Origin of the sequence: Streptomyces shaanxiensis, assembly GCF_039537145.1 — a bacterium.
Taxonomy (GTDB): domain Bacteria; phylum Actinomycetota; class Actinomycetes; order Streptomycetales; family Streptomycetaceae; genus Streptomyces; species Streptomyces shaanxiensis.
On the sequence record NZ_BAAAZY010000024.1, the window covers coordinates 92994 to 117511 of the forward strand.

Annotated in this window: 17 protein-coding genes and 1 pseudogene; 10 read left to right on the top strand and 8 right to left on the bottom strand. The window is 71.9% G+C overall.

What is annotated here, in order from left to right:
• Positions 1–186: 186 nt before the first annotated feature.
• Both ABD932_RS34815 and ABD932_RS34820 read left to right on the top strand, forming a co-directional pair.
• Positions 187–1347 (top strand): S1 family peptidase, encoded by a 1161-nt coding sequence (locus ABD932_RS34815; RefSeq protein WP_345019116.1) that lies wholly within the window; start codon positions 187–189, stop codon positions 1345–1347.
• Between the two features lie 71 nt (positions 1348–1418).
• The gene (locus ABD932_RS34820) at positions 1419–1748 is read left to right on the top strand and encodes an antibiotic biosynthesis monooxygenase family protein (RefSeq protein ID WP_126388063.1); all 330 of its coding nucleotides are present in this window, start codon (positions 1419–1421) and stop codon (positions 1746–1748) included.
• A gap of 68 nt (positions 1749–1816) precedes the next feature.
• On the opposite strand, the pseudogene ABD932_RS44125 reads toward ABD932_RS34820, so the two are convergent.
• The 3 genes and pseudogenes from ABD932_RS44125 to ABD932_RS34840 form a co-directional block, all read right to left on the bottom strand.
• Positions 1817–2658: pseudogene (locus tag ABD932_RS44125) on the bottom strand (aminoglycoside phosphotransferase family protein).
• Positions 2652–3476: a DUF817 domain-containing protein gene (locus ABD932_RS34835; protein ID WP_345019123.1), complete on the bottom strand. Its 825-nt coding sequence runs from the start codon at positions 3474–3476 to the stop codon at positions 2652–2654. Before ABD932_RS34835 ends, ABD932_RS44125 begins: the two are co-directional and overlap by 7 nt.
• A gap of 124 nt (positions 3477–3600) precedes the next feature.
• The gene (locus ABD932_RS34840; RefSeq protein WP_345019125.1) at positions 3601–3756 is read right to left on the bottom strand and encodes a hypothetical protein; all 156 of its coding nucleotides are present in this window, start codon (positions 3754–3756) and stop codon (positions 3601–3603) included.
• Between the two features lie 281 nt (positions 3757–4037).
• On the opposite strand from ABD932_RS34840, the gene ABD932_RS34845 reads away from it, so the two are divergent.
• Both ABD932_RS34845 and ABD932_RS34850 read left to right on the top strand, forming a co-directional pair.
• Positions 4038–4169 carry a hypothetical protein gene (locus ABD932_RS34845; protein WP_345019126.1) on the top strand — a complete coding sequence of 44 codons (132 nt, stop codon included), beginning with the start codon at positions 4038–4040 and terminating at the stop codon, positions 4167–4169.
• Positions 4170–4272: 103 nt separating this feature from the next.
• Positions 4273–5199, top strand: coding sequence for a GNAT family N-acetyltransferase (locus ABD932_RS34850; protein ID WP_345019128.1), 927 nt, complete (start codon positions 4273–4275; stop codon positions 5197–5199).
• A gap of 201 nt (positions 5200–5400) precedes the next feature.
• On the opposite strand, the gene ABD932_RS34855 is transcribed toward ABD932_RS34850, so the two are convergent.
• A complete protein-coding gene (locus ABD932_RS34855; protein ID WP_425587561.1) occupies positions 5401–5865 on the bottom strand; it encodes a hypothetical protein in 465 nt (154 codons plus the stop codon).
• A gap of 270 nt (positions 5866–6135) precedes the next feature.
• On the opposite strand from ABD932_RS34855, the gene ABD932_RS34860 reads away from it, so the two are divergent.
• Positions 6136–7950 (top strand): ABC transporter ATP-binding protein, encoded by a 1815-nt coding sequence (locus ABD932_RS34860; RefSeq protein WP_345019130.1) that lies wholly within the window; start codon positions 6136–6138, stop codon positions 7948–7950.
• A gap of 91 nt (positions 7951–8041) precedes the next feature.
• Here the strand turns inward: ABD932_RS34860 and ABD932_RS34865 are convergent, their stop codons facing one another.
• Both ABD932_RS34865 and ABD932_RS34870 read right to left on the bottom strand, forming a co-directional pair.
• Positions 8042–9169: a sugar ABC transporter substrate-binding protein gene (locus tag ABD932_RS34865; protein ID WP_425587562.1), complete on the bottom strand. Its 1128-nt coding sequence runs from the start codon at positions 9167–9169 to the stop codon at positions 8042–8044.
• Positions 9166–11751, bottom strand: coding sequence for a SpoIIE family protein phosphatase (locus tag ABD932_RS34870; RefSeq protein WP_345019133.1), 2586 nt, complete (start codon positions 11749–11751; stop codon positions 9166–9168). The genes ABD932_RS34865 and ABD932_RS34870 overlap by 4 nt, the downstream gene beginning before the upstream one ends.
• A gap of 362 nt (positions 11752–12113) precedes the next feature.
• Between ABD932_RS34870 and ABD932_RS34875 the strand changes: the two genes are divergently transcribed.
• From ABD932_RS34875 to ABD932_RS34885, 3 genes are read left to right on the top strand one after another with little or no spacing between them, the layout of a single operon-like run.
• Positions 12114–13202, top strand: a complete 1089-nt coding sequence (locus tag ABD932_RS34875; RefSeq protein ID WP_345019134.1) for a substrate-binding domain-containing protein — start codon at positions 12114–12116, stop codon at positions 13200–13202.
• Between the two features lie 38 nt (positions 13203–13240).
• Positions 13241–14023: an ATP-binding cassette domain-containing protein gene (locus ABD932_RS34880; RefSeq protein ID WP_345019136.1), complete on the top strand. Its 783-nt coding sequence runs from the start codon at positions 13241–13243 to the stop codon at positions 14021–14023.
• A 5-nt stretch (positions 14024–14028) separates the two neighbouring features.
• Positions 14029–15294 carry a sugar ABC transporter permease gene (locus ABD932_RS34885; RefSeq protein ID WP_345019137.1) on the top strand — a complete coding sequence of 422 codons (1266 nt, stop codon included), beginning with the start codon at positions 14029–14031 and terminating at the stop codon, positions 15292–15294.
• Positions 15295–15304: 10 nt separating this feature from the next.
• On the opposite strand, the gene ABD932_RS34890 is transcribed toward ABD932_RS34885, so the two are convergent.
• Positions 15305–16825 (bottom strand): carboxylesterase/lipase family protein, encoded by a 1521-nt coding sequence (locus ABD932_RS34890; protein WP_345019139.1) that lies wholly within the window; start codon positions 16823–16825, stop codon positions 15305–15307.
• A 135-nt stretch (positions 16826–16960) separates the two neighbouring features.
• Positions 16961–18643, bottom strand: coding sequence for a tetratricopeptide repeat protein (locus ABD932_RS34895; protein WP_345019140.1), 1683 nt, complete (start codon positions 18641–18643; stop codon positions 16961–16963).
• A 314-nt stretch (positions 18644–18957) separates the two neighbouring features.
• Here ABD932_RS34895 and ABD932_RS34900 point away from each other — a divergent pair, with 314 nt between their 5' ends.
• On the top strand, positions 18958–21483 hold the full coding sequence (locus tag ABD932_RS34900) for a SpoIIE family protein phosphatase (protein ID WP_345019142.1): 2526 nt from the start codon (positions 18958–18960) through the stop codon (positions 21481–21483).
• 187 nt (positions 21484–21670) lie between these two features.
• Positions 21671–24448, top strand: coding sequence for a SpoIIE family protein phosphatase (locus tag ABD932_RS34905; protein WP_345019145.1), 2778 nt, complete (start codon positions 21671–21673; stop codon positions 24446–24448).
• Positions 24449–24518: the final 70 nt, after the last annotated feature.

Here is a 24518-nt window from a genome sequence, read left to right on the forward strand (position 1 = left end):
GCATGGACGGCCATGGAGGACGGTCATGGAGGACGGTCATGGCGGACGGCCATACCGGAATTCAGGCCTGCATTGGTATGGACCTGACACGCCGTCATCGCTAGGCTCTGCCCGACCCTGAATGAGAGCGCTCTCACATTGCGGTTGTTCCACCCCACCTTGCTGGAACGACGAAGGGCAACTCCCTTGAGACGCATCAGACTCACGTACGCAGGCCTGGCCGTACTCCTCGTGCTCGGCGGCTGGACCGCGTCCGGCACCGGGCCCGCCTCGGCGAACGACGCCCCCGCGGCGACCGACGACGCACCCGCCTCCGCCGGCCTGCTGCAGGCGATGCAGCGCGACCTCGGCCTGTCGAAGCAGCAGGCCGAGGCGCGGCTGGCCGCCGAACGCACCGCGATGGACCGCACGCCGCAGGCGCGGAAGGCCGCCGGGTCCGCCTACGGCGGCGCGTGGTTCGACGCGGAGAGCGAGCGGCTGACCGTGGCCGTCACCTCGGACGCCCCGCCCGCGACCGTGCGGAAGGTCCGGGCCACCGGAGCGACGGTGCGCACCGTCGCGCACAGCGCGCGCGTTCTCGACGCGGCCAAGGCCCGTATCGACCGCATCTCCGCGCCGACGGGCGTCAGCAGCTGGCACGTCGATCCGGTGGCCAACACGGTCGTGGTGAACGTCGTACGCGACAGGCAGGCCGACAACGATGTCCGGCGCTTCGTCTCCCGCGCCCGGGCAGCCGGACCCGTCACCGTCGAGACGGTCGCCGCGGCTCCGCGCACCTTCGCGGCGGGAACGGTCGGCGGCGATCCCTACTACACGGGCAACGTCCGCTGTTCCATAGGCTTCTCGGTGCACGGCGGATTCGTCACCGCGGGGCACTGCGGCCAGGCGGGGGCCGGGGTCAGGGGCTGGGACGGAAGCTACATCGGCTCGTTCCAGGGGTCGTCGTTCCCGGACAACGACTACGCCTGGGTGAGCGTCGGCAGCGGCTGGTGGACCGTGCCGGTGGTCCTCGGCTGGGGCACGGTCCCGGACCGGCTGGTGCGCGGCTCGGCCGAGGCGCCCGTCGGCACCTCCATATGCCGCTCCGGCTCCACGACACACTGGCACTGCGGGACGGTGCTGGCCAAGAACGAGACGGTCAACTACAGCCAGGGCGCGGTGCACCAGATGACCAAGACCAGCGTCTGCGCCGAACCCGGGGACTCCGGAGGCTCCTTCATCAGCGGTGACCAGGCGCAGGGCGTCACCTCGGGTGGCTGGGGCAACTGCTCCGGCGGCGGGGAGACCTGGTTCCAGCCTGTCAACGAGATCCTCAACCGCTATGGGCTGACGCTGCACACGGCCTGATCCGGCCGGATCGGGCAGGTGTGGGCCGAGTCGCTGTCCGGCTGCCGGCGGGCGTGCGGCAGGATGAGGACATGAGCGTAGTCAAGATCAACGTACTGACCGTCCCCGCCGAGCAGCGCGAGACGCTCGAGAAGCGGTTCGCCTCGCGTGCGCACGCCGTGGAGAGCTCCGACGGGTTCGAGTGGTTCGAACTCCTGCGGCCGGTCGAAGGCACCGACCAGTATCTCGTCTACACCCGGTGGCGTGACGAGGAGTCCTTCCAGGCCTGGATGGAGGGCCCGATGAAGTCGGCCCACCAGGGCGGCGGCGCGGAGGGCGGCGAGCGCCCCAAGCCCGCGGCCAGTGGGTCCACGCTGTGGTCCTTCGAGGTCGTGCAGCAGGCGGCGCCGACGAGCAAGTAGCGGTTGCCGGCCGGGGGTGCCTGCCCAGGTGCCCCCGGCCTGTCGGCCTCATCCCGCGGGCGCTGCGGTCAGGCGGCGGAGGCTCGACGTCCCAGGAGCAGCTCGGCGATCGCGGGCTGCTCGGCGTTCGGGTTCTGTCCCGCCTCCACCCGCCACAAGGAGCCCTGCAGCACCCGCCCCAACGTCCAGGCCCGGGCCCGCTCGCGGTCCACGCCCAACGCCTCCGTCAGCAGATCGAAGCGACGCGTCAACCGGCCCTCGCCGAAGCGGCTCCACAGTGCGGGCAGCACCTCGAAGCACGGGTCCCCCGCCAGCGGCTTCGGATCGATGGCCGGCCAGGGTTCACGGTCGGCGGCGAGGACGTTCTCGAAGTGCAGGTCCCAGTGCAGCAACCGGTCCCCGGTCTCGTCCACGACCTCGCGCACGGCCGCCGCGCAGTCCCTCAGCAGGCGCGCGTCCGCGTCGGCGCCTCCTCCCCAGCTCCGCGAGTACCGGCGGCAGCCGCTCGAACAGGCCTGCGGTGACCGCATCGAGCGGCCGCAGCCCGGCCGGTCCCGGTACGGCCGTCAGCCGCGCGAGCAACTCCGCGAGGATCCGGGTCGCCTCCATCACCTCGGGCACGGTGAACAACGGCCGGACCTCGTCGAGCCGTTCGAGCAGCAGCGTGCCGGTCTCCGGGTCCTCCGCCAGCCGTTGTACGGCCCCGTCGCCACCCCAGGTCCGTAGTGCGAGCCCCTCCCCGGCCGTCTCGTCGTCGACGTCCTGGAGTTTCAGCGCGGCCGGACTCCCCGTCGCCGCACACCACGGGCAGCACGACCGAGGCACGCCCGCGCATCGGCGCCCCCTCCTGGCGAAGCCCCCACCGCTCCAGAAAGACCGCGCCCCGTTCCACCGGTCCCCCGCTCACGATCCTCCCGGTGTCGGGCCGTGCGTGCCATCGGCCTCCCGGCGGCGGGACGGTCGGGTCACCGCCGCCAGGACGAAGGTGACGCTGATCAGCAGGGACCAGGCGCCGATCTTGTCCACACCCACGGGCTCCCAGCCGTCGAGCTGGTAGGGGTAGCGCCAGGCACCGAGGTAGGTGGCTAGGTTCTCCGCGACCCAGAGGAAGAAGCCGATCAGGACAAAGGACAGCGCCAGTGGCATCCGGCGGCGGACTCCGCGGACCGTGTAGCGCACCGAGGTGCCCGCGGTGACGGCCAGGAGCAGGCCGGCCAGGAGCCAGCGCGCGTCGGGCAGCCAGTGGTGGCTGAAGAAGTTGACGTAGACGGCCGCGGCCACGACCGCTGTCGCACGGGGCCGGTAGCGGACCAGCTCCAGGTCGAACAGGTGCCAGGCGCGGCAGACGTAGCTACCGACGGCCGCGTAGAGGAACCCTCCGTAGAGCGGGACGCCCGCGAACTTCAGGACGGCCGGTTCCGGATAGCTCCAGGATCCGAGCGACACCTTGACCAGTTCGAAGGCCAGGCCGATGACATGACACAGGGCGATCACGGCGATGTCCCGGCCGTTCTCCCAGCCACGCAGCCAGAACAGGAGCGTGAGCAGCACGCCGTAGGCGACGAGCAGGTCGTAGCGGGCCACGGGCAGGCCGGGCAGCAAGGTCGACGCGGCCACGCCGGAGAGCAGGGCGATGGCGAACGCGCAGGACCGGGTCTGGTTCCAGGCGAAGTCGAGCAGGTGACGGACCGAGGCGGCCAGGGGGCCGGTGTTGATGGTGGTGAGCATGATGCCTTGAAGGACGGCTCCCCGGCGTGCTCGGTTCGTCAGCACCAGTTCGTGTTCGTCAGGGCGTGGCCGTCGCACGCCGGCAGGGCGCGCGAGACACGTCCGTTGAGGTTGCTGCCGATCTTCATGTAGGCGTGGTCGATGCCTTGGTCGGCCCGACCTGGCGGAACGTACCGGCGCAGCCGCCGACGGTGGGGTACTGGCCCTCGAAGGCGTAGGCGCCGTAGTTACCGCCCGAGTGCGGTGCGGCGTGCGCGGTGAGCGGCGTGAGCGCCGGCATCGGCGGCGCCTCCTGTGGCCAGCAGGGTCTGGAGCGGTCGGCGGCGCATGCGGGCCCTTTTTCGTGGGTCGGTGGTGTCCTGGGTCGGTGGTGTCCTGCTCGTCATCAGGACCGTAGGGGCGGCGCGCCGTGCGGGCGGTACCTGAGAAGTCTCAGGGTGTTCATGACCTCGGGTTTCCCTAGAGTTCCCGGCTACGGTCAACGTCCGCTCCGGACCGGCGCGTTCGTACGCCAAGGTCGGCAGCGTCGCGGCGAACCAGCCGCGCGGCGCGCACTGCTGGGTGCGCGGCGAGACCATCAGCGACAACGGCTACACCAACGACGTGTGGGTCAAGCTCGTCGAGGGTTATGTAAGCGCCGTCTACCTCAAGGGCAACGAGTACGGCGACCTGCCGTCTTCCGCGACCTGCTGACAGCCGGCACAGGGGAAGGGGCCGAGGGAGGGGGGACACGCGGAGCGCCGCCGCAGGGTGAAAATCCGTTGCGGCCCCCCTCCCCTCCCCCGATCCTGAGCCCATGCCTTACACCCTCCGTCCCGCCGGCCTCACCGACGCGGCCGCCATCACCGACCTGCTCAACGACATCGATCGGATGGAGATAGGCCGCCCCGAGACCGACCTGCACACCGTCGAGGCCGATCTGAAGCGGTCCGACGTCACTCTGGAGCTCGACTCGTGGCTGGCCTTCGACGGCGACCGGCTGGTGGCCTACGGCCTGCTGTGGGACGAGTCGGGAGGTGAGCGCGTCGACATCGATCACTACGTGCTGCCCGACCACCAGCGGGCGGGCGAACTCCTGCTGGACGCGATGGAGGTCCGCGCCCTGGACAAGGCCCGCGCGAACGGTGCGTCGAGGGCGGTGGTGCATCTGCACCTCAACACGGAGCCGACGATCGACACAAGGCTGATCGAGCAGCGGGGCTGGTTCGCCGTACGGCGGTATCACGTCCTGCACCGGCCGCTGGACGCCGCCGAAGACCTCGTCCCGCAGGCTCCGCCCGGCGTACGGCTGCGGGCGTGCACCGACGAGGCGGATCGTGCGCGGGTGCACGCGCTGTACCAGTCGAGCTTCGCCCAGCACTTCGACTTCCAGTCGCGTACGTACGACCAGTGGCTGGAGGACGTCGACGCCGACGTGCTCGACTGGTCGCTGGTGTGGATCGTCGGCACCGAGGAGCTGGGGGACGCCGGGTTCCTCATCGCCCGCGACGACCGTGAGGCGATGGGCTGGATCCGGAGCATCGGAGTACTGCGTGAAGCCCGTGGTCAGGGTCTCGGTGGCCTGCTGCTGCGGCACGCCTTCGGCGCCTTCGCCGCGCGGGGACGGGAAACGGTGGGGCTCGGCGTGGACACCGCCAACGCCACCGGGGCTCCCGCCCTGTACGCGCGGCACGGACTGACCGTACATTTCGCCGTCGACACCTGGGAGGCGGTCCTGAAGTGACCCTGCCCGCCTCCGACGAGGGCGGCGGGCAGGGATCAGTCCGCTGCCGTCAACGCGGATGCACGTAGGGTCGCTGCAGCCCGACGCTCCCGCGAACGCCGTCGGCGTGCCCGCCGCCGGCAGCGACACCGCGCCGGCCGCGCTCACCGCGGGGATCTTGAGATGGCGTGACGACCGCCCAATGCCTCCCAACTCCCGGTCTCAGGCGGCGGCCGGACCCTCGGCGTCCGCGAGGGCCTCGCGCTGCTTCGCAAGGGCCTTGCGCCGCCTCTCGTGGCGGAGAGCCGCGGCCGTGGCCAGTGCGCCGAGTCCCTCCCACAGGCCCACGCCGAGGAAGCCGGACGGGGCACGGCCGCCGAGCACCGCCAGTGTGAAGACCGTGCAGGTCAGCAGGCGGAAGGGGACGGTCCAGCGGAAGAACGCCCGCCAGTCGGAGAGGGCGGCCAGCACGTAGTGCACGCCCATGTTGAGTGCGGCCATGGAGGACGCGGTCAGGAAGACCGGTGTGTGATCGCCCTCCGCACGCCCGGCGTCCCCTACACGGGTGAACCCCATGACGGCGAGGAGGGCGTCCGGGGCGATGAGCCCGACCCCGCCCATGGCGGCGGCGAGGATGCCGAACACGGCCATGGTCCAGCCGGACGGGGAGCGGGGCAGGAGTCGCACGAAGTCCTCCGTGGGCCTGGGGAGTTGGGGCTGTGGAGTCCCTGCATACCCTGCGGGTCCCGTGCGGTGAGGACAGGGGTCGGGGACCGGTGACCGGGGCCGTGCCGGCCTGCTCCCGAGGGCCGTTTCCCGACCGGAAAACACTTGGACTGCGCGGTCGTCGTCGCGGGACACTTCCGCACTCGAACCCAAGCTCACACGGCCGTTGCCGGCGATGACCCCTGCCCGCGTGACGCGTGGCAGGCCGCCGCAGAACAACACAGGGTTGGGATGGAAACCCCTCAAGCACGCAAGGTCCAGCCGGGCAAGCGCTCGGTACTTCTCGCACTTCGCTACTACGGACGGGAGTTGGCCAGGCTCCGCCGGCTGACGCTCCCCACGATGCTGCTCTCGGCGCTGGGCAACATCGGAATCAACTACGTCGCGCCGCTGATCGTCGCCAAGCTCGTGGGTGACATCGCCGACGACAAGGACATCACCGTCGACTCGGCGCTGCCGTACGTCCTCGGCTTCGTCGGTGTCCTGCTGCTCGCGGAGACGCTGTGGCGCATCGCCCTGCACTGCCTGAACCGCCTCGACGCCCTCGGCATCGAGCACCTGTACGTGATCGGGATGGACGAGCTGTTCGCCAAGGACGCCGCGTTCTTCCACGACAACTTCGCCGGATCGCTGACCAAGCGCGTCCTGAGTTTCGCCTCCCGTTTCGAGCAGTTCGTCGACACGCTGACGTTCCAGATCGTGGGCAGCTTCGTGCCGCTGGCGTTCGGGGCGGTGGTGCTGTGGCGGTACGAACCGCTGCTCGTGGTCGGGCTGCTGGTGATGATCGCTGTGACGGCGGTGTGCGTGGTGCCCCTCATCCGGCGCCGCCAGGCGCTCGTCGACGAGCGTGAGGAGGCGATCGCCCGGGTGTCGGGCCATGTCGCCGACAGCCTGATGAACATGGACACGGTACGAGCGTTCGCCGCCGAGGGGCGCGAGGCGGCCGAGCACCGCGCCCGCGTCGCCGCGTCGCGCCGGCTCACGCTGCGCTCGTGGGACTACGGCAATCTGCGCATCGACACGCTGGTCGCGCCGATGTCGGTGCTGACCAACGCGCTGGGGCTGCTGCTCGCGGTCACGCTCGGCGGGGGCGCGCATGGCGTGGAGGCGATCGTGGTGGCCTTCACCTACTACAACAACGCGACGCGGATCATGTTCGAGTTCAACCAGATCTACCGCCGGCTGGAGAGCTCGATGACGGAGGCCGCGCAGTTCACGGAGCTGCTGCTGACACCGCCGACTGTGCTCGATCCGCCGTCGCCGGAGCCGCTGGTGCGCGGGGCCGCCGATGTCCGCTTCGAGCGGGTGGTGTTCGCCCACTCCGGGGGCCGGCCGCTGTTCGAGGGCCTCGACCTGGACGTACCCGCCGGGTCGAAGATCGGCCTCGTGGGGCGGTCCGGTGGCGGCAAGACCACGCTCACCAGGTTGCTGTTACGGATGACGGACGTCGACTCCGGCCGGATCCTGATCGGCGGTCAGGACATCAGCCGGCTGCGCCAGGCCGACCTGCGCGGTCTGATGGCCTATGTGCCGCAGGATCCGGCGATGTTCCACCGCACGCTGCGGGACAACATCGCGTTCGCCCGGCCGGACGCCACCGACGCCGAGATCCGCCGCGCGGCGGAGGCGGCGCACGTCACGGAGTTCGCCGACGCGCTGCCGTACGGCTTCGACACCATGGTGGGCGAGCGCGGCGTCAAGCTGTCCGGCGGTCAGCGCCAGCGGGTCGCCCTCGCCCGGGCGATCCTGCGCGACGCACCGATCCTGCTGCTCGACGAGGCGACCAGCGCGTTGGACTCCGAGAGCGAGATCCTCGTGCAGGAGGCGCTGTGGCGACTCATGGACGGGCGGACGGCACTCGTGGTGGCACACCGGCTGAGCACGGTCGCCGGCATGGACCGGCTCGTCGTCCTGGACCGCGGACAGATCGTCGAGCAGGGTACCCACGACGAACTGCTCACGGCGGAGGGCGCCTACGCGAAGCTGTGGCAGCACCAGTCGGGCGGCTTCCTCGACGACTCTCCGGCGCGGGCCGAGTTGCCCTGAACGGAGACGGCTTGCGGCGGGCGGCCGGCGGATGCGTTCCGCCGCCCGCCCGCCGCTTCGGTGGTCGGCCGGTCCGGCTTCTCGGGACCCGTCACGGGGAGAGTCCGGCGCGGGCGCAGGCGGGGCGGAGCTTTCGGGTGCAGATCTGGTCGACGGTGTACACGCCGCCGTCGACGAGGGTCTGCTTGATGGTGTCGGCCGTCACCGCTTTCGGAGTGAGCAGTACGGCCGGGATGTCCTGGGTGGTGGCGCTGTCCAACGTCGTCGTGGCCATGTCCCGGACGTCCTCGCCACGCCCCAGCGCCACGGCCATGTCGGCGGCTGCGGCGGCTTCCGTCCTGAACGGTTTGTACACCGTCATGTACTGCTCGCCCTTGACGATGCGCTGCACGGCGTCGAGGTCGGCGTCCTGGCCGGTGACGGGGGGAAGCTTCCTGACACCGGCCGTCTTGAGAGCGGCAATGACTCCTGCGGCGATGGAGTCGTTGGCCGCCAGGACGCCGCCGATCCGGTCCGAGCCCAGGGCCGTGATGGCGGCGGACATGTTGGCGTGGGCGTTGTCGGTGCTCCACGCCGCGGTGTCGTAGGACCTTGCGATCTTCAGCTTGCCCGTGATGACGGACAGCGCGCCGCTGCGGAACCACGCCGCGTTGGCGCTGGTGGGGTCGCCGTTCATCATGACGATGTTCCCGCCGCCCTTCATGGCCGCCAGGAGCGCCTCGCCCTGGAGCCTGCCGACCTGCGCGCCGTCGAAACTGACAAAGCCCGAGATCGGTCCTTCGGTGAGCCGGTCATAGGAGATGACCGAGGCACCCGCCTTGCGTGCCTCCTGGACCGAGGAGCGCATCGCCTTGCTGTCGGCAGGGTCGAGGATCAGGACCTTGGCCCCTTTGGTGATCATGGAGATCATCTGTTGCTGTTGTCTCGCCACGTCTCCCCCGGCGTTGGCGTACGCCACGGTGCAGCGAGGACACAGCTCCTTCAGCCGCTGCTCGATCAGCGGCTTGTCCCATTTCTCCCAGCGAGGGGTCACTCGGTTCGGGAACAGAAGGCCGATCGTGAAGCTGTCCGTGCCCGCCTCGTCCTCTCCCCCGCAGGCGGCCAGGGACATCGTCATGAGCCCGGCGACGAGCGCCGCGGCGATCTGCCGCGCACGGATACGGGTACGGGTACGGGTACGGGTATGAGCCCTCAGGGCAGGCCCCGTCGGTCCCCTCATGGCACGCCCCCCAGGTCCCCTGGCGGCACCGAGCCCGCGAGGGCCGGTTCGGGTCGCGGCACGCGGATCTCGCTCCACACCTGTTTGCCGCCGGCCACCGGCACGGAGCCGAAGGTCTCCGACATCGCCTCGACCAGCAGCAGGCCCCGGCCGCCGGTCGACTCCCAGTCCACGATCACCGGTTTGGCCGGCGCCCGCGGCGAGCCGTCGGTCACGCTCACGCGCACATGGTCGCCGCGGAGGATCAGGTCGAGGCGGACCGAGCCCTGGGTGTGCACCAGGGCGTTGGTGACCAGTTCGGACACGACCAGCAGCACCCCGTCGGCCGCTTCCGCCACCTTCCACCGGCGCAGGGTGCGCGAGGTGAAACGGCGGGCGTGCATGACGGCGTCGGGCAGCCGCCACACTTCCCAGCCGGCCCGGATCGGCCGGGCGGTCATGCCGTCGTAGCGCAGCAGCAGCAGCGCGACGTCGTCCTCGCGGCGGCCCTCGTCGCCGAGCAGTTCGTCGGCCATCCGCCCGGTGTCGGACGGGTCGGCCGCGGCGAGCGCGGCGCGGGTCCGGTCCATCCCCTCGTCCAGGGGCAGGTCGGCGGCCTCGACCAGGCCGTCGGTGACCAGGGCGAGCACCGTGCCCGGGGTCAGTGCCACCGCGGTCATGGGGAACTCCGCCTCGGCGAGCACGCCCAGCGGGAGCCCTCCCTCGACCTGCACCTCCTCGGTGGTGCCGTCGGGGTGACGGACCAGCGGGGAGAGGTGCCCGGCACGGACGAACAGCGCGTTGCCCTCCTCCATGTCCAGTTCGACATAGCAGCAGGTGGCGAAGAGGTCGGTCTCCATGCCGACGAGCAGCCGGTTGGCGTGCGAGACGACCACGTCCGGCGGGTGGCCCTCCACCGCGTAGGCCCGGACGGCAGTGCGCATCTGGCCCATGATCGTCGCCGCTCCGGCGCTGTGTCCCTGCACGTCACCGATGACCAGGGCCACCCGGTCCTCGGAGATCACGATCACGTCGTACCAGTCGCCGCCGACCTGAAGACCGCGCCGGGCGGGCAGATAGCGGGCGACGGCCGTCCCGCCGGGCAGTTCGGGCAGGCGCCGGGGCAGCAGGCTGCGCTGGAGCAGCGTCGCGAGTTCCTGCTCGGCGTCGTAGGCGTGCGCCCGCTCGAGGGCCTGCCCGACCAGCCCGGCGGTCGCGGTCAGGACGGACCGCTCCTCGGTGGCGAACTCGTGCGGCTGGTCCCAGCCGACCAGGCACACGCCGACGACCCCGCCCCTGGCGGGCAGCGGCAGGACGGCCAGCCCTCCGGCGCCGATCCCCGCGAGGCCCGGTTCGAGAGCCGTGCCGGCGGGCCACAGGTCCATCCGACCGTCCCGCAGGGCCAGTTGGAGGGTGGGGAGGGCCCGCACCGGGGCGTCGGGCCACTCCGAGCGCCACTCGGAACGCCAGATCTCCGGCCAGGCGGCGGGCTGCGGCGGGTCGAGCACGATGACCACCAGCCGGTCCTCCCGCAGCTCGGCCAGCGCCACCCGGTCGGCGCCCAGCGGTTCGCGCAGTGCGGTGACGACCACACGGCCGACGTCCTGGACCGTCACGGCGTCGTCGAGTGCGGCGGTCAGCCACTGGATCCGGGACACGTCGTCGGCGCTGCGGCGCTGCACCGAGGTCGCCGTCACCACGCCCAGCACCTGCTGCGGCCGGTCGTCGGAGCTCACCGCCATCCGGCACCGCAGACTCAGCCAGCGCACCTCGCCCGTGGGGTGGCGGACCCGGAACTCCAGCTCGCGCCGGGCGGACTCGGGGGTGGTCGGCTCCAGGACCGACATGAGCGCGTGCATGTCCTCCGGGAGGGCGTTCGCGAGCAGTGTGTCCGCCTTGCCGTCGAAGTCGGCCGGGGTGATGCCGACCAGTCCGAGCAGCGTCTCGTCCGCGTCGACCACGCCGGTGTCCGGCTCCAGAACGAAGGAGCCGACGCGCAGCGCGCGCAGGGCGAGGCCCAGCAGGGGCGGCGCCCCGGTCCGGTCGGCGCCGGTCCGCAGCAGATCGGCGACGGCGTCGGCGTACCGCTCCAGGAAGCGGCGTTGCTCGGCGTCGAACCCGTCGGCGGACGTCCCCACGACGACGAGGCAGCCCGCCCGTCCGCCCTCCGCCCTGAGGGGCAGTGCGCCCAGTGACGTCCCCCCTCGTGGCGGTGTCGGTCCGCCCTGGTCGTCGTAGGAGGCGAGGGCCGCGGGGTTCAGCCACAGCGGTCGGTCGGCGCGGACGGCCCGCGCGGCGGGTGAGTCGCCGGACCGGGGCAGCAGCTTCGGCATGCCGTACTGGGCGGCGCCGACTCCGGTCATCTGGGCGGTGCCGACTCCGGCGGTCCGTGCGGTGCGGTCTTCGGCCGTCTCCAGCAACCGGAGCTCCTCCTCCCCGGCGCCGGGCACATAGACGGCCGCCATCGCCACTCCGGCGAACGCCAGGGCACGCTCCACCGGCGCGGCCTGGCGCTCCGGAGGCGTTGGACCGGTGCCCGCGGCCCCGGCCTCCGATGCCCGCAGCTGCGAGACGCCGGTCCGGGCAGGGCCGTCATGAGGCATGTCCGCACCTTCCTCCCGCCCCAAGGCCACAGGTGCCGACAGACTGAGATCGGGGCGTTCAGCTTCCAGCGTCTCATATGGGGGTCAAACAGACAGATCAGAATGAATTCTCCGTCGCGGATGATTCCGCCCTCGACTTTCCGCCATCGGTCGGGCTCCAAGCCGGCCGGGTTCGCCATCGCGTTCGCAGTTCATCTCGGCCGGTGCCACACTTACGGCATAGCCGCTTTGCCCCTGTTTGACACAGCATGTTCCCCGATCTCACGCAGTACGTTCGCCGTGACGCCCGGCGTCGGCAATGCGGCTGTTCGTCCTGGGCGCCCTCTTCACCCCGCGAGGTGAAGGAAAGGGAGGTCTCTCGCATGAAGGGCTGCGCACGGGGGGCGGTCGTCGCGGTGGCCGCGGCCGCGACGGCCGCCGCGCTCGCGGCCTGTGGGGAGAGCGGCGGGAGCGACTCCGGCGGGGGGAACGGGCCGAAGATCGGCGTGCTGCTGCCGGACGCCACCACCGCACGCTGGGAGACCAACGACCGGCCGCTGCTCGACCGGCACATCAAGGAGCTGTGCGAGGACTGTGAGGTCGAGCATGCCAACGCCAAGAGCGACGTGGCGATCCAGCAGGCCCAGATGGAATCGATGATCGCCGAGGGGGTCGACGCCATCCTGCTGGTGGCCGTCGACTCCAAGTCCCTGCGCCCCACGGTCACCAAGGCGGACGAGGCGGGTATCCCCGTCATCGCCTACGACCGTCTCGCCGAGGGCCCCATCGCCGCCTACGCCTCCTTCGACGGCGAGGAGGTCGGCAGGCTCCAGGGCAGGGCGCTGGTGCGGGCCATGGACGACGACGGGGTCGGCGACCGGATCGTCATGATGAACGGCGATCCCAGCGACCCCAACGCGGTGTTGTTCAAGAAGGGCGCCCTGTCCGAACTGGAGGGCAAGGTCGAGATCTCCAAGGAGTACGACACCCGCCAGTGGCGGACCGAGATCGCCCACATGAACATGTCCGGCGCCATCTCCGCCCTCGGCGCCGGCAACATCGACGGGGTCTACGCCGCCAACGACGGCCTCGCGGCCGGCAGCATCTCCGCCCTCAAGGCCAACAAGGTCGACCCGCTGCCCCCCGTCACGGGACAGGACGCCGAACTCGGAGCCCTGCGGCGCATCGTGGCCGGCGAGCAGTACATGACCGTCTACAAGCCCTTCGAGCCCGAGGCCTCCGCCGGCGCCGCGCTGGCCGTGGCCGCGGCCCGCGACGAGAGCCTCGACCGGGTCGCCCAGGACACGGTGCGGACCAGCACGGGCAGCACGGTTCCGGCCGTCCTGCTCACCCCTGTGTCCGTGACCGTCGACACCATCGAGGACACCGTGGTGAAGGACGGCGTGTACACGATCCAGCAGATCTGCACCCCGCAACTCGACGCCGCCTGCGCCAGGGCCGGACTCACCTGACCGACCGGCTGCGGAGCCGGACCGGCCACGGGAAGGAGATGGTGTTCGTGCCGAGTCCCCCCTTGCTGGCGCTGCGCGGTGTGTGCAAGCGCTTCGGGGTCGTCGAGGTCCTCACCGACATCGAGTTGGAGATCCGCGCGGGGCAGGTCGTCGCGCTGCTGGGCGACAACGGAGCCGGCAAGTCGACCCTGGTCAAGGTGATCTCCGGAGTCACACCGGCGGACCGGGGCGTCATCGAGTGGGAGGGCCGGCCGGTCCAGATCAGGCGCCCGCACGACGCCCGGGACCTGGGCATCGCCACCGTCTACCAGGACCTCGCGCTGTGCGGGAACCTCGACGTGGTGGGCAATCTCTTCCTCGGCCAGGAGGTACGCCGGTACGGGTTCCTCGACGAGGTCGAGATGGAGCGTCGCACCAGTCTGCTGCTGGAGCGTCTGACCAGAGGGGTCCCCGATCTGCGCGCACCGGTCGTCTCCCTGTCCAGCGGTCAGCGGCAGACGGTCGCCATCGCCCGCTCACTCCTGGGCGACCCGCGGATCCTCCTCCTGGACGAACCGACCGCGGCGCTGGGATTCGAGCAGACCAGCGAGGTCCTGGACCTGGTGGACCAGCTGCGCGACCGGGGCCTCGGGGTGCTGCTGATCAGCCACAACATGGGCGATGTCAAGGCTCTCGCGGACCGGGCCGCCGTGCTGCGGCTCGGTCGCAACAACGGCTTCTTCGACGTGAACACCGCGCCCCAGGAACAGATCATCGCCTCCATCACCGGCGCCACGGAGAACGTGCCGCGCCGGATGGCCCATCGGGAGGCAGGGTGGTGAAAGGGATGCACAGCGGGGCGGAGGCGCCGGCGCCCTCCGCACCCACCGCCAAGACCGGCCGACCGCCCCGTGGTGCGGCCCTCGCCCAGCTGCTCGACAGCGGCGTCGCGGTCCTGCGGCGCAAGCTGAGCGCCGGCGAGCTGGGCTCGCTCCCGGTCGTCCTGGTCCTCGCCGCCGTCTGGATCACCTTCCAGTCCCTCAACGCCAGCTTCCTGTCCCCCCGGAACCTGTCCAACCTCAGCGTGGACATCGTGGGTACGGGCCTGATCGCCGTCGGCATCGTCTTCGTCCTGCTGATCGGTGAGCTGGATCTGTCGGTCGGCTCGATCAGCGGTCTCGCCGCCGCCGTCTTCGCCGTGCTGAACGTGAACAACGGCGTGCCGGAATGGCTGGCCCTCATCCTCGCGGTACTCGCCGGCACCCTGGCGGGAACCGTGCAGGGCTACTCCGTCGCCAAGACGCGGGTGCCGGCCTTCGTCGTCACCCTCGCGGGGCTGCTGACGTTCAACGGCCTCATGCTGTACATCCTGGGGACCAGCGGCACCGTCAACCTTGACGAGAACGGGCTTGTCGCCGAGCTGACGAGCCACTACTTCACCCACGACGCCGCCGCCTACGGCCTGGCCGCGGTCGGCACGGGCCTGGTCTTCCTCGTGTCCCACCAGGACCGGCGGCGGCGGATGGCGATGGGCATGCCGCACCGCTCGTTCCGGGGAGTCGTCACGCGTACGGCGTTCCTCGCGGCGGTGGCGTTCACCGCCGCGTATCTGCTCAACCGGTTCCAGGGACTGCCGCTCGCCCTGCTGATCTTCCTCGTGGTGGTGGCCGGCCTCGACATCGTGCTGCGCCGCACGCACTACGGGCGGCAGGTGTACGCCCTCGGCGGCAGCATCGAGGCGGCCCGCCGCGCCAGCCTCAACGTGACGGGCGTGCAGACCGCCGTGCTCGCCGTCTCCGGCACCATGGCCGCGATCGGCGGTCTGTTCCTGGCCTCGCGCATCACCTCGGTGAGCCAGGGGGCGGGCTCGGGCCTGCTGCTGCTCAACGCCATCGCGGCGGCCGTCATCGGCGGCACCAGCCTCTTCGGCGGCCGCGGTACGACCTGGTCCGCCGTGCTCGGCATGCTGGTCATCCAGTCGATCGCCTCGGGCATGGTGATCACGGACACCCCGACCGCCGTCCAGTTCATGATCACGGGCGGGGTGCTCTTCGCCGCCGTGGTCATCGACGCCCTGGCACGACGGTCGCAGGAGGCGCATGGGCGGGCGTGAGGGAGCAGCGTCATGCCGTCGTCAACGGCAGCTCCGCGAACGTGTGCCCCTCCCAGAGGCGGCGCGAGGCCTCCTCCGGGTACGCGGCGACCGTGGGTTCGGCGTCGAGGAGCCGGACGAGGCGGTTCTCGGTGTCGTAGGCGGGCCAGCCCGGGTCGCCTGTGCGGGCGAACCCGGTCCAGGCGGAACGGATGAGGGCCGAGAGCGCCTCGGTCTCCGACGTGGGCTCGGGGCCGATCAGCAGCGCGCCGAGCCCGTCGTACCTGCCGAAGGTCAGGGGCACGTCGAGGCCGTGGCACGCGCCGAGGAGGCCGCCGTTCGCCGGGGCGGGCCAGGTGAGCTCGTACAGGTGAGCCCGGCCGCCGCCCGCCACCTGGGCCTCGGCCAGATGGAGCGAGGGCATGCGGAAGAGCCAGTCGGACTGCACCAGTTCGAAGAGGTGCTCCGCGGAGGCGTCCGGGAACGCCGCACGATAGGCCCGCTCGGCGTCCGGAACCGGCCCGAACATGCCCAGCGCCATCGACGCCGGCCCCTCCTCCACCCGGCCGAGCAGCCCACCGAGCAGCAGGAAGAGGCGGTACTCGTCCCGGTTGTGCCCGGCGATCAGCTCCACGTCGCGTCCGGCGCCGTCGGCGAGGCCCTCCCACGGCGTCGCGGGCAGCACCTCACCGTCGACGACCGGAGAGTACGGCGTCGGGGTGAGGGCGACGGCGCCCCACCGGTGGACGTACTCACGCATCCGGGCGCCGAGCGCGGCGCTCGCTTCGGGCAGCTTGCGCGGGTCCACGCCGGACAGGTCCGCCACTGTCGGACGCAGCCCCAGCTCACCGGCCACGGCCTCGGCGATGTCGGCGGCCAGCGCGTCGGAGAAGAAGGTGCCGGGAACGCTCTGCGCGATGGCGCGGCGGAACAGGCCGCGGGCCCTCGGCATGACCATCAGTGCGGCGGCGGAACCGGCCCCGGCCGACTCACCGAAGACGGTGACCTGGTCGGGGTCGCCGCCGAAGGCGGTGACGTTCTCGCGCACCCACTCCAGGGCGGCGACCTGGTCGAGCAGTCCGCGGTTGGCTGGAGCGCCCTCGATCCGCAGGAACCCCTCGACGCCGACGCGGTAGTTGAGGGTGACGACGACCAGGTCGCCGTCGCGGGCGAGGCGGGCCGCGTCGTAGGCGGGGTCGTCGGCGGAGCCGAACTTGTAGGCACCGCCGTAGAGCCACACCATCACCGGGCGGCGGGCCGCCGGGTCCGCCTCGGGCGTCCAGACGTTGACGGATAGCCAGTCGTCGCCGGTCGGGCCGGGACCGGGAGGAGCGCCTTCGGGACCGAACGGCTCCTGCGGAGGCGGCGGGCCGAACGCGAGGGCCTCCCGGACGCCGTCCCAGCGCTCCACCGGCCGCGGCGCGGCGAAGCGCGCCTCGCCCACGGGCGGCTGCGCGTACGGGATGCCGCGGAACACCGCGAGGCCGCCCTCCAGGCGACCGCGGACCGTACCGGCCGGCGTACCGACCTCCGGGAACTCGCCACTGCTCATCGATCACTCCTCGGAGATCGGGACCTCTGTGAAACTGAGTTCACCCGACGAACATACCGGTCCCGTCCCGATTGCGCATGCCCCTCGCCCACGCTGAACGGCGTCGTCGCGAGCGTGCGGCCGGCCGCCTCCCCGTCAGTCGGCGCAGCAACCGTCCGCGGTGCCGGCGCCCTGGTGGGTGTCGAGTCGGCAGAAGCAGGACGCCTCGATCGGTACGTCCGCCAGTGCGACGGCGAGACGCAGTTGCTGGGCCACCATCTGGGCCTCCTCCACCTTGCCCCGGCGCATCAGGCACTCGTGGAGGCCGTGCAGGGACCAGACGTTGCCCGGATGCTGCAGGGCGCGCGGAAGGGTGCCGTCGAGGCCGAGGTCGGCACGGTAGACCGCCTCGGCCTCCTCGACCCGCCCCTGTTCGAGGAGGAGCGCGCCGTAGGCGTGCCGGGTGGGCTGCATCCAGCCCCACGGCTCGTCGTAGGGGAGGTTGTCGTCCAGCTCGATGGAGCGTTCCAGCGCGGCGAAGGCGGCGTCGTGATCGCCCTTGCGGTATTCGAGTTCGCCGTCGAGCATCGCCGAGGCGATCGCGAGGATGTCGGCGCAGGTGTTGTTGAAGAGCATGCGGGTCTCGGGGACCCGGGCCACCGCCTCACGGAAGAGCCTGCGCTCCGCCTCCGCCTCCGGGACGCGGTGGGTCGAGGAGAGCGCGACGCCGCGGGCGTAGTGGATCATCGCGGTCGTCACGCAGTACAGCTCGGAGTCGGCGGGCAGCGGCAGGTCCAGGATCTCGTCCCAGCGGCCGAAGCGGATCAGGGCGTGGACGCGCATGGCGAGGAAGCTCTCCAGCCAGTCCGCCATGGGCGGGCTCGGCACCCGCAGCAGGTCCTCCGGGATGGACGCCTCGAGCTGCGCCGCGGTCTCGAGGGCGACCCGGGACTGGCCGAGGAACATCGCGCCGTAGATCTTGAAGTGGTAGTTGTGCGAGCGGTACAGCGTGTAGAAGTTCATCGCCCCGGCTCGGGCGTGGTACTTCTCGTCGGCCGCGATCGCCGTGGTGTTGTCCGAGACCACCCGCCGGTAGTCGCCGCAGAGCACCTCCAGGTGGGAGGGCATGTGGAGGAGGTGCCCGGCGTCGGGCACCAGGCCGCGCAGCCGGTCCGCGACGGGCAGCGCCACCTCGGGTGTCGGGGACATCTCCATCAGGTGGATGTACAGGTGCACCACCCCCAGATGGTCGCGTCCCGCGTCGGTGGCGAGGGCACGGTCGAGGACGGCCTTGGCCTCCAGCGTGCGCGCGCCCTCGGCCGGTTCGCCCGTCCTGAGGTCCCACAGCTGCCAGGGCGTGAGGTTCATCAGCGCGTCGGCGAACAGGGTGGCGATGTCCAGGTCGTCGGGGGCGAGTTCGTAGACCGCGCGCATGCTGTCGGCGTACGGGGCGTTCCAGACCGAGCAGTCCTCCACGGCCTTCGCCTGCGGGTAGCGGGCGCGCAGGGCGGCGATCAGCGCCCGTTCGACGGGGGTCGCGGTCGCCGCCTTCTCTTGGGCCAGCTCCACGGCGGCGTGGGTACGGTCCACGGTGCGGGCCAGGTCCTGGTCGTCGAAGAACTCCCAGGGTTTGTTGTAGTTCGGTCCGAGCGCGTAGGCGATGCCCCAGTGCGCCATGGCGCAGTCGGGGTCCGCCGCGACGGCGGCCTCGAAGCAGGCGACGGCCTCCTCGTGATGGAAGGCGTACGTCCATGTCAGCCCTCTGTCGAACCAGAGCTGGGCCTGCGCGGAGGACGTGGTCACGGAGCGGGTGTGGGTACCGAGGTCGTAGTACTCCATGGGGCTGTCTCCTGCCTGTGCCGCGTCACCGGTCACGTATCCGAGTCTTCCCGAGAGCGTCCGCCTTGCCGACCCCTGTGCCGCCGGGTCGGTGCTGTGCGGACCCCGCAGCGACAACGGGGCGGGCTGCCGCGCGGTTGCGGGTTTCCGGCACATCCGGTCGAGGCCGGTGGCATGGCTCGGGCTGTGTCCGGCCCCCTGCTTCACTCCGGTCCCGCAGACCTCTGGTCAAGCCGCCCAGGTGCGGGCAAGGTGCGTCGTGGCGCATTCTTGCTGTGTCGCACGCGTGAGGGCGTACGAACGAGGTAGGGCCGATGACTGGGAGCGCCGAGGGCGCAGAGCGGACGCCCGGCAGGCTGGCGGCGCTGCTGATCGATGCCTCCGCGGAGGCGATCAGCGCGGCCGGCGGCCACGCGGGTGGGGTCTATCTGCGCTCAAGCACGCCCGGACTGCTGCGTCTGGCAGTCCTGGAGGGTTTGCCGGGGCCGCTGTTCCGGCCGTGGTGGCGGCTGCACGTGGACCGGCCGTTCCCCGTCGCGGACGCCTATCGGCTCGGCGTCGAGGTGGTGCTGCCGAACGCGACGGAGACGATGCGCCGCTATCCGCAGTTCGCGGCCGGCCTGCCCTTCCAGTTCGGGTCCGTGCACGTGCCCGTCATGAGCGGCTCGACCGTCTTCGGAGTACTCACCGTGCTGCGGCCCTCGGCGACGGACGCCACGGAGCTGCTGCCCGCACGCGAGCGCATGGCGCACCTGGCCGAGGAGCTGGGGAGGGCGCTGGAGAAAATGGAGGACGGGGACGCGTCGGCGGTGTCCTGGGAGGCCGGGCCGGTATGTGTCCGCCCGCCGTCCGGCCGCTCTCCCTCGGGGCGCCTGGGCCGGTTCGCGTGGGATCCGTTGACGGACGTCGTGACGGCGGACGACCGGCTGAACCTCGTACTGGGCCGGGCCGCGGGGGAAGCCGACGGCACCGCGGAGGCGTTCGCGCGGGACGTCGCGCCCGGTGACGCCGAGCGGATCCTGGCGGCTCTGCGGGAGGCGGCCGGGGGCCGGCCACCGGCGCTGCCGCTGTACGCGCGTGCGGCGGACGGTGCGCTGCGGCTCGTCGAGGTCTGGGGGCCGTACGACGACCCGGCGCGCTCCGGGGCGCGGGGCGTCCGGGGTGTCGTCCTCGATCCGGGGCCGGGCACGGTGGCGGACGCGGCGGCCGATCTGCTGCCGGACGGGGTGTTCTGCCTGGACCGGGTCGGAACGGTCGTCTACGCGAATCCGCGGGCGGCTGCGCTGCTGCGCCGGCCGCGCACCGAGCTGCTGGGGCGGCCGCTGTGGGAGGGCGTGCCATGGCTGAACCAGCCCACCGTCGAGGATCATCTGCGCGGAGCGCTGCTGTCTCCGGATCCGGTGCACTTCCACATCCGAAGACCGTCCGCCCATGGGCGTGAGACCGCCGCCCGCCCGTTCGGCGGCGACTGGCTCGCCCTGTCCCTCTACCCCGGCCCGGACCTGCTGACCTGCACGCTCCGCCCGGGACACCGGATGACCGACAGCCCGTCCGGCCCGCCGGAGGCGCACGGCACGCCGGAGACCGCCGGCACGCCGTCGCTCGCTCCCCTGTACCGCCCCATCGTCCTCGCCATCGCGCTGACGGAGGCGGTCACGGCACGGCAGGTGTCCGCCGTGGTGATGCGGGAGCTGCTGCCCGCGTTCGGCGGCCGGCGGCTGGCCATCTACCTGCTGCAGGAGCGGCATCTGTTCCTGGCCTGGGAGGCCGGCTTCCCCAAGGGGTTCCTCGCCCCGTTCGACGGTGTGGGCCTGGACGAGCGGCTGCCCGGGGTCGAGACGCTGACCAGTGGGCGCCCGCTGTTCTTCGACTCGATGCAGGACCTCGCCGACGCCTATCCGGGCATCGCGCTGGACGCGACGGAGGGCGCCCGCGCCTTCCTGCCGCTGATCGCCTCCGGGCGCCCCGTCGGCTCCTGCATCCTCGGCTTCGACCGGCCGCGCAGCTTCAGCACCGAGGAACGTACGGTGCTGACCGCGATGGCGGGGCTGATCGCGCACGCCATGGAGAAGGCGCGGCGCTACGAGAGCGAGGCGGCGCTGGCCCGGGGGCTGCAGCAGGCGCTGCTCCCGCGGAGGCTGTCGCAGCACCCGCTGATGGAGACCGCCGGACGCTATCTGCCCGGCACCCAGGGCATGGAGGTGGGCGGGGACTGGTACGACGTCATCTCCGCCGGCGACGGGATCGCCCTGGTGATCGGCGATGTGCAGGGACACGGGGTGCAGGCCGCGGCGACCATGGGCCAGCTACGCACCGCCGTGCGGGCCTTCGCCTTCGGGGACCGGCCGCCCGACGAGGTCATGAGCGGCACCAATCGGCTGCTCATCGACCTCGACTCCGGCCTGTTCGCGAGCTGCTGCTACATCCGGCTGGATCCCGTGACCGGCGTCGCGCGGGCGGCCGTGGCCGGGCACCCCCGGCCGCTGCTGCGCCGCCCGGACGGCCGTACCCACGTCCTTGACCTGCCCGGCGGTGTGGTGCTCGGCGTGGATCCCCTGGCCCACTATCCGGTGACGGAGCTGCAGATGGAGCCCGGTGCCGTGCTGGCGCTGTACACGGACGGGCTGGTCGAGCGGCCCGGTGTCGACATCGACGAGGGGATCAGCGCGCTGCGGGTGGCGCTGGCCCGGGCCGGTGCCCCGGCCGCGCGCGGGGGCGGACGCTCGCTGGGGGGCGTCGCCGACAGGCTCACCGCGAAGGCCCGGCACACGGCGGACCGCCCCGACGACATCGCGCTGCTGCTCGCCACGCGGCGGATCGCCCCGCTGCCCCGGAAGTGAGGGCGCAGGGGCCTCGCCACAGCCGAGCGCCGGCGGTGCCCGCGTCCGCGTATCCCTGTGACGGGGACGGGAGTTGCCCGGATTCGGTGTATCACTCCCGTGATCGTCCTGTGTGCGGGCTAGCGGGTCCTGTCACGGTCCGTGACGTCTCTCGCCTCCTGGGGCCCGGCAGTGTAGACATGGGCACATGGTCCGACTATTGGGTCGATCCGGGGCCCGGTCGGCCCGTCGTTCCAGCGGTCTGAGCGCACCCGGTGCGCCCGACCGCGTCTTTGGGATGCCCGAACGGGGAACGCCGCCCGACACGCACGACGAGGAGCCGCGCAAGGGGCGGCTCTCCCGGTTGCGGTCGGCCGTGGGCGGGCGCAGCGTCGCCGGGCAGGTGTTCCTGCTCCAGGTGGTGATCGTGCTGCTGCTGGTCGTCGCCGCGGTGGTGGCGCTGGTGCTGCAGGTGCGGTACGACACCACGCAGGAGGCCCGGCATCGTTCGGTGGCGGTCGCCGAGGCGTTCGCGAACGCGCCGGGCACCCGTGAGGCGCTGGACAGCCCGGATCCCTCCGCCGTGCTGCAACCGCGGGCCGAAGCGGCGCGCGAGGCGACGGACGTGGACTTCATCGTCGTCATGAACACCGACGGCGTCCGCTACACCCATCCCAAGCCGGACCGCATCGGGAAGACATTCGTCGGGAACATCGAACCCGCGCTGGCCGGGGGCGTCGTGGTCGAGGAGATCACGGGCACCATCGGGCCGCTGGTGCAGGCGGTGGTGCCCATCAAGGACCCGGACGGGAAGGTCGTCGGGCTGGTGTCGGCCGGCGTGACGAAGGCGACCGTGGGCGGTACCGCGGACCGGCAGCTGCCGCTCCTGCTGACCGCGGCGGCGGTGGCACTCGCCCTGTCCACGGCGGGCACCGCGCTGGTCAGCAAGCGGCTGCTGCGGCAGACGCACGGCCTGGGCCCGCACGAGATGACCCGCATGTACGAGCACCACGACGCCGTCCTGCACGCCGTCCGGGAGGGCGTGATCATCGTCGGCGGCGAGGGGAAGCTGCTGCTCGCCAACGACGAGGCGCACCGCCTGCTGGACCTGCCCGAGGACGCGGAGGGGCGCCCGGTCCTCGACCTCGGTCTCGCTTCCGACACCGCCGAGCTGCTGGACTCCGGCCGGATGGCCACGGACGAGGTGCACCTGGTGGCGGACCGGCTGCTGGCGGTCAACCAGCGGCCCACCTACCTCAGGGGCCGGCCGTCCGGCAGTGTCGCCACGCTGCGCGACTCGACGGAGCTGCGGGCCCTGTCCGGCCGGGCCGAGGAGGCCCGCGAGCGCCTGAACATGCTGTACGACGCCGGGGTGGGCATCGGCACCAGCCTCGACGTCACCCGCACCGCCGAGGAGCTGGCGGAAATGGCGGTGCCGCGGTTCGCGGACTTCGCCACCGTCGACCTGTTCGACGCCGTGCTCGGGGGCGGGCAGCCGGAGGCGGTGACGCTGCTGCGGCGCACGGCGTTCAGCGGGATACGCAAGGACGCGCCGCTGTATCCGGTGGGCGAGCAGATCCGTTTCGTCGACTCCTCGCCGCAGGCCCGCGCGCTCAGCGACGGGCACGCCGTCGTCGAGCCGCGGCTGCAGACGGCGCCGGGCTGGCGGGCCCAGGATCTGGAGCGGTCGGCGCAGGTGGTGGAGTTCGGCATCCACTCGCTGATCGCGGTGCCGCTCAGGGCGGGTGCCCTGGTGCTGGGCGTGGTCAGTTTCTGGCGGTCGCAGAAGGGCGAGCCGTTCGACAGCGACGAGGTCGCGCTCGCCGAGGAGCTGGTCGCCCGGGCCGCGGTGTCCATCGACAACGCCCGCCGGTACACCCGCGAGCACAGCATGGCCGTGACCCTGCAGCGCAGCCTGCTGCCCCGCAGCCTGCCCGAGCAGAACGCCCTGGACATCGCCTACCGGTACCTGCCGGCGCAGGCCGGCGTGGGCGGCGACTGGTTCGACGTGCTGCCGCTGTCCGGGGCCCGGGTGGCGCTGGTGGTGGGGGACGTGGTGGGCCACGGGCTGTACGCGGCGGCCACCATGGGCCGGCTGCGTACGGCCGTGCACAACTTCTCCGCGCTGGACCTGCCGCCCGACGAACTGCTCGCGCTCCTCGACGAGCTGGTCGCCCGCATCGACCAGGACGAGGCGCAGGAGGGCGACAGCGCCCCGGTGACCGGCGCGACCTGTCTGTACGCCGTCTACGACCCGGTGTCCCGGCGGTGCACCGTCGCCCGCGCCGGTCATCCGCCGCCTGCGCTGGTGCGCCCGGACGGCACCGTCGAGTTCCCCGACGTGCCCGCCGGTCCCCCGCTGGGCCTGGGTGGGCTGCCGTTCGAGTCGGCCGAGCTGGAGCTCGCGGAGGACAGCCGGCTCGTGCTCTACACGGACGGGCTCGTGGAGGACCGGGAGCACGACATCGACGAGGGCCTGGAGCTGCTGCGCGCCGCGCTGACCCGGGCCGGGCATTCCCCGGAGGAGACCTGCCAGGCCGTACTGGAGGACAGGCTGCCTGTCCGGCCGAGCGACGACATCGCGCTGCTCGTGGCACGCACGCGGGCGCTCGGTCCCGCCCAGGTCGCCGAGTGGCAGGTGCCGTCCGACCCGGCTGCCGTCGCCCAGGTGCGCTCCGCGGTGACGCGGACCTTGGAGGAGTGGGGGCTGGAGGACCTGTCGTTCACCACGGAGCTGATGCTCAGCGAGCTGGTGACCAACGCGATCCGGTACGGCGGCGACCCCATCCGCGTGCGCATGCTGCGCGACCGCACCCTGATCTGCGAGGTCTTCGACAGCAGCAGCACCTCGCCGCACCTGCGCTACGCGGCCATGACGGACGAGGGCGGGCGTGGCCTGTTCCTGGTCGCGCAGCTCGCCGAACGCTGGGGCACGCGGTACCTGCCCGCCGGGAAGGTGATCTGGGCGGAGCAGCCGCTGCCGTAGCGGCGCCTGCCTTGTAGATTGGTACGAACCTTTGACGCGACGGGTGCCTCTCATGAGCCGCGTCTGATAG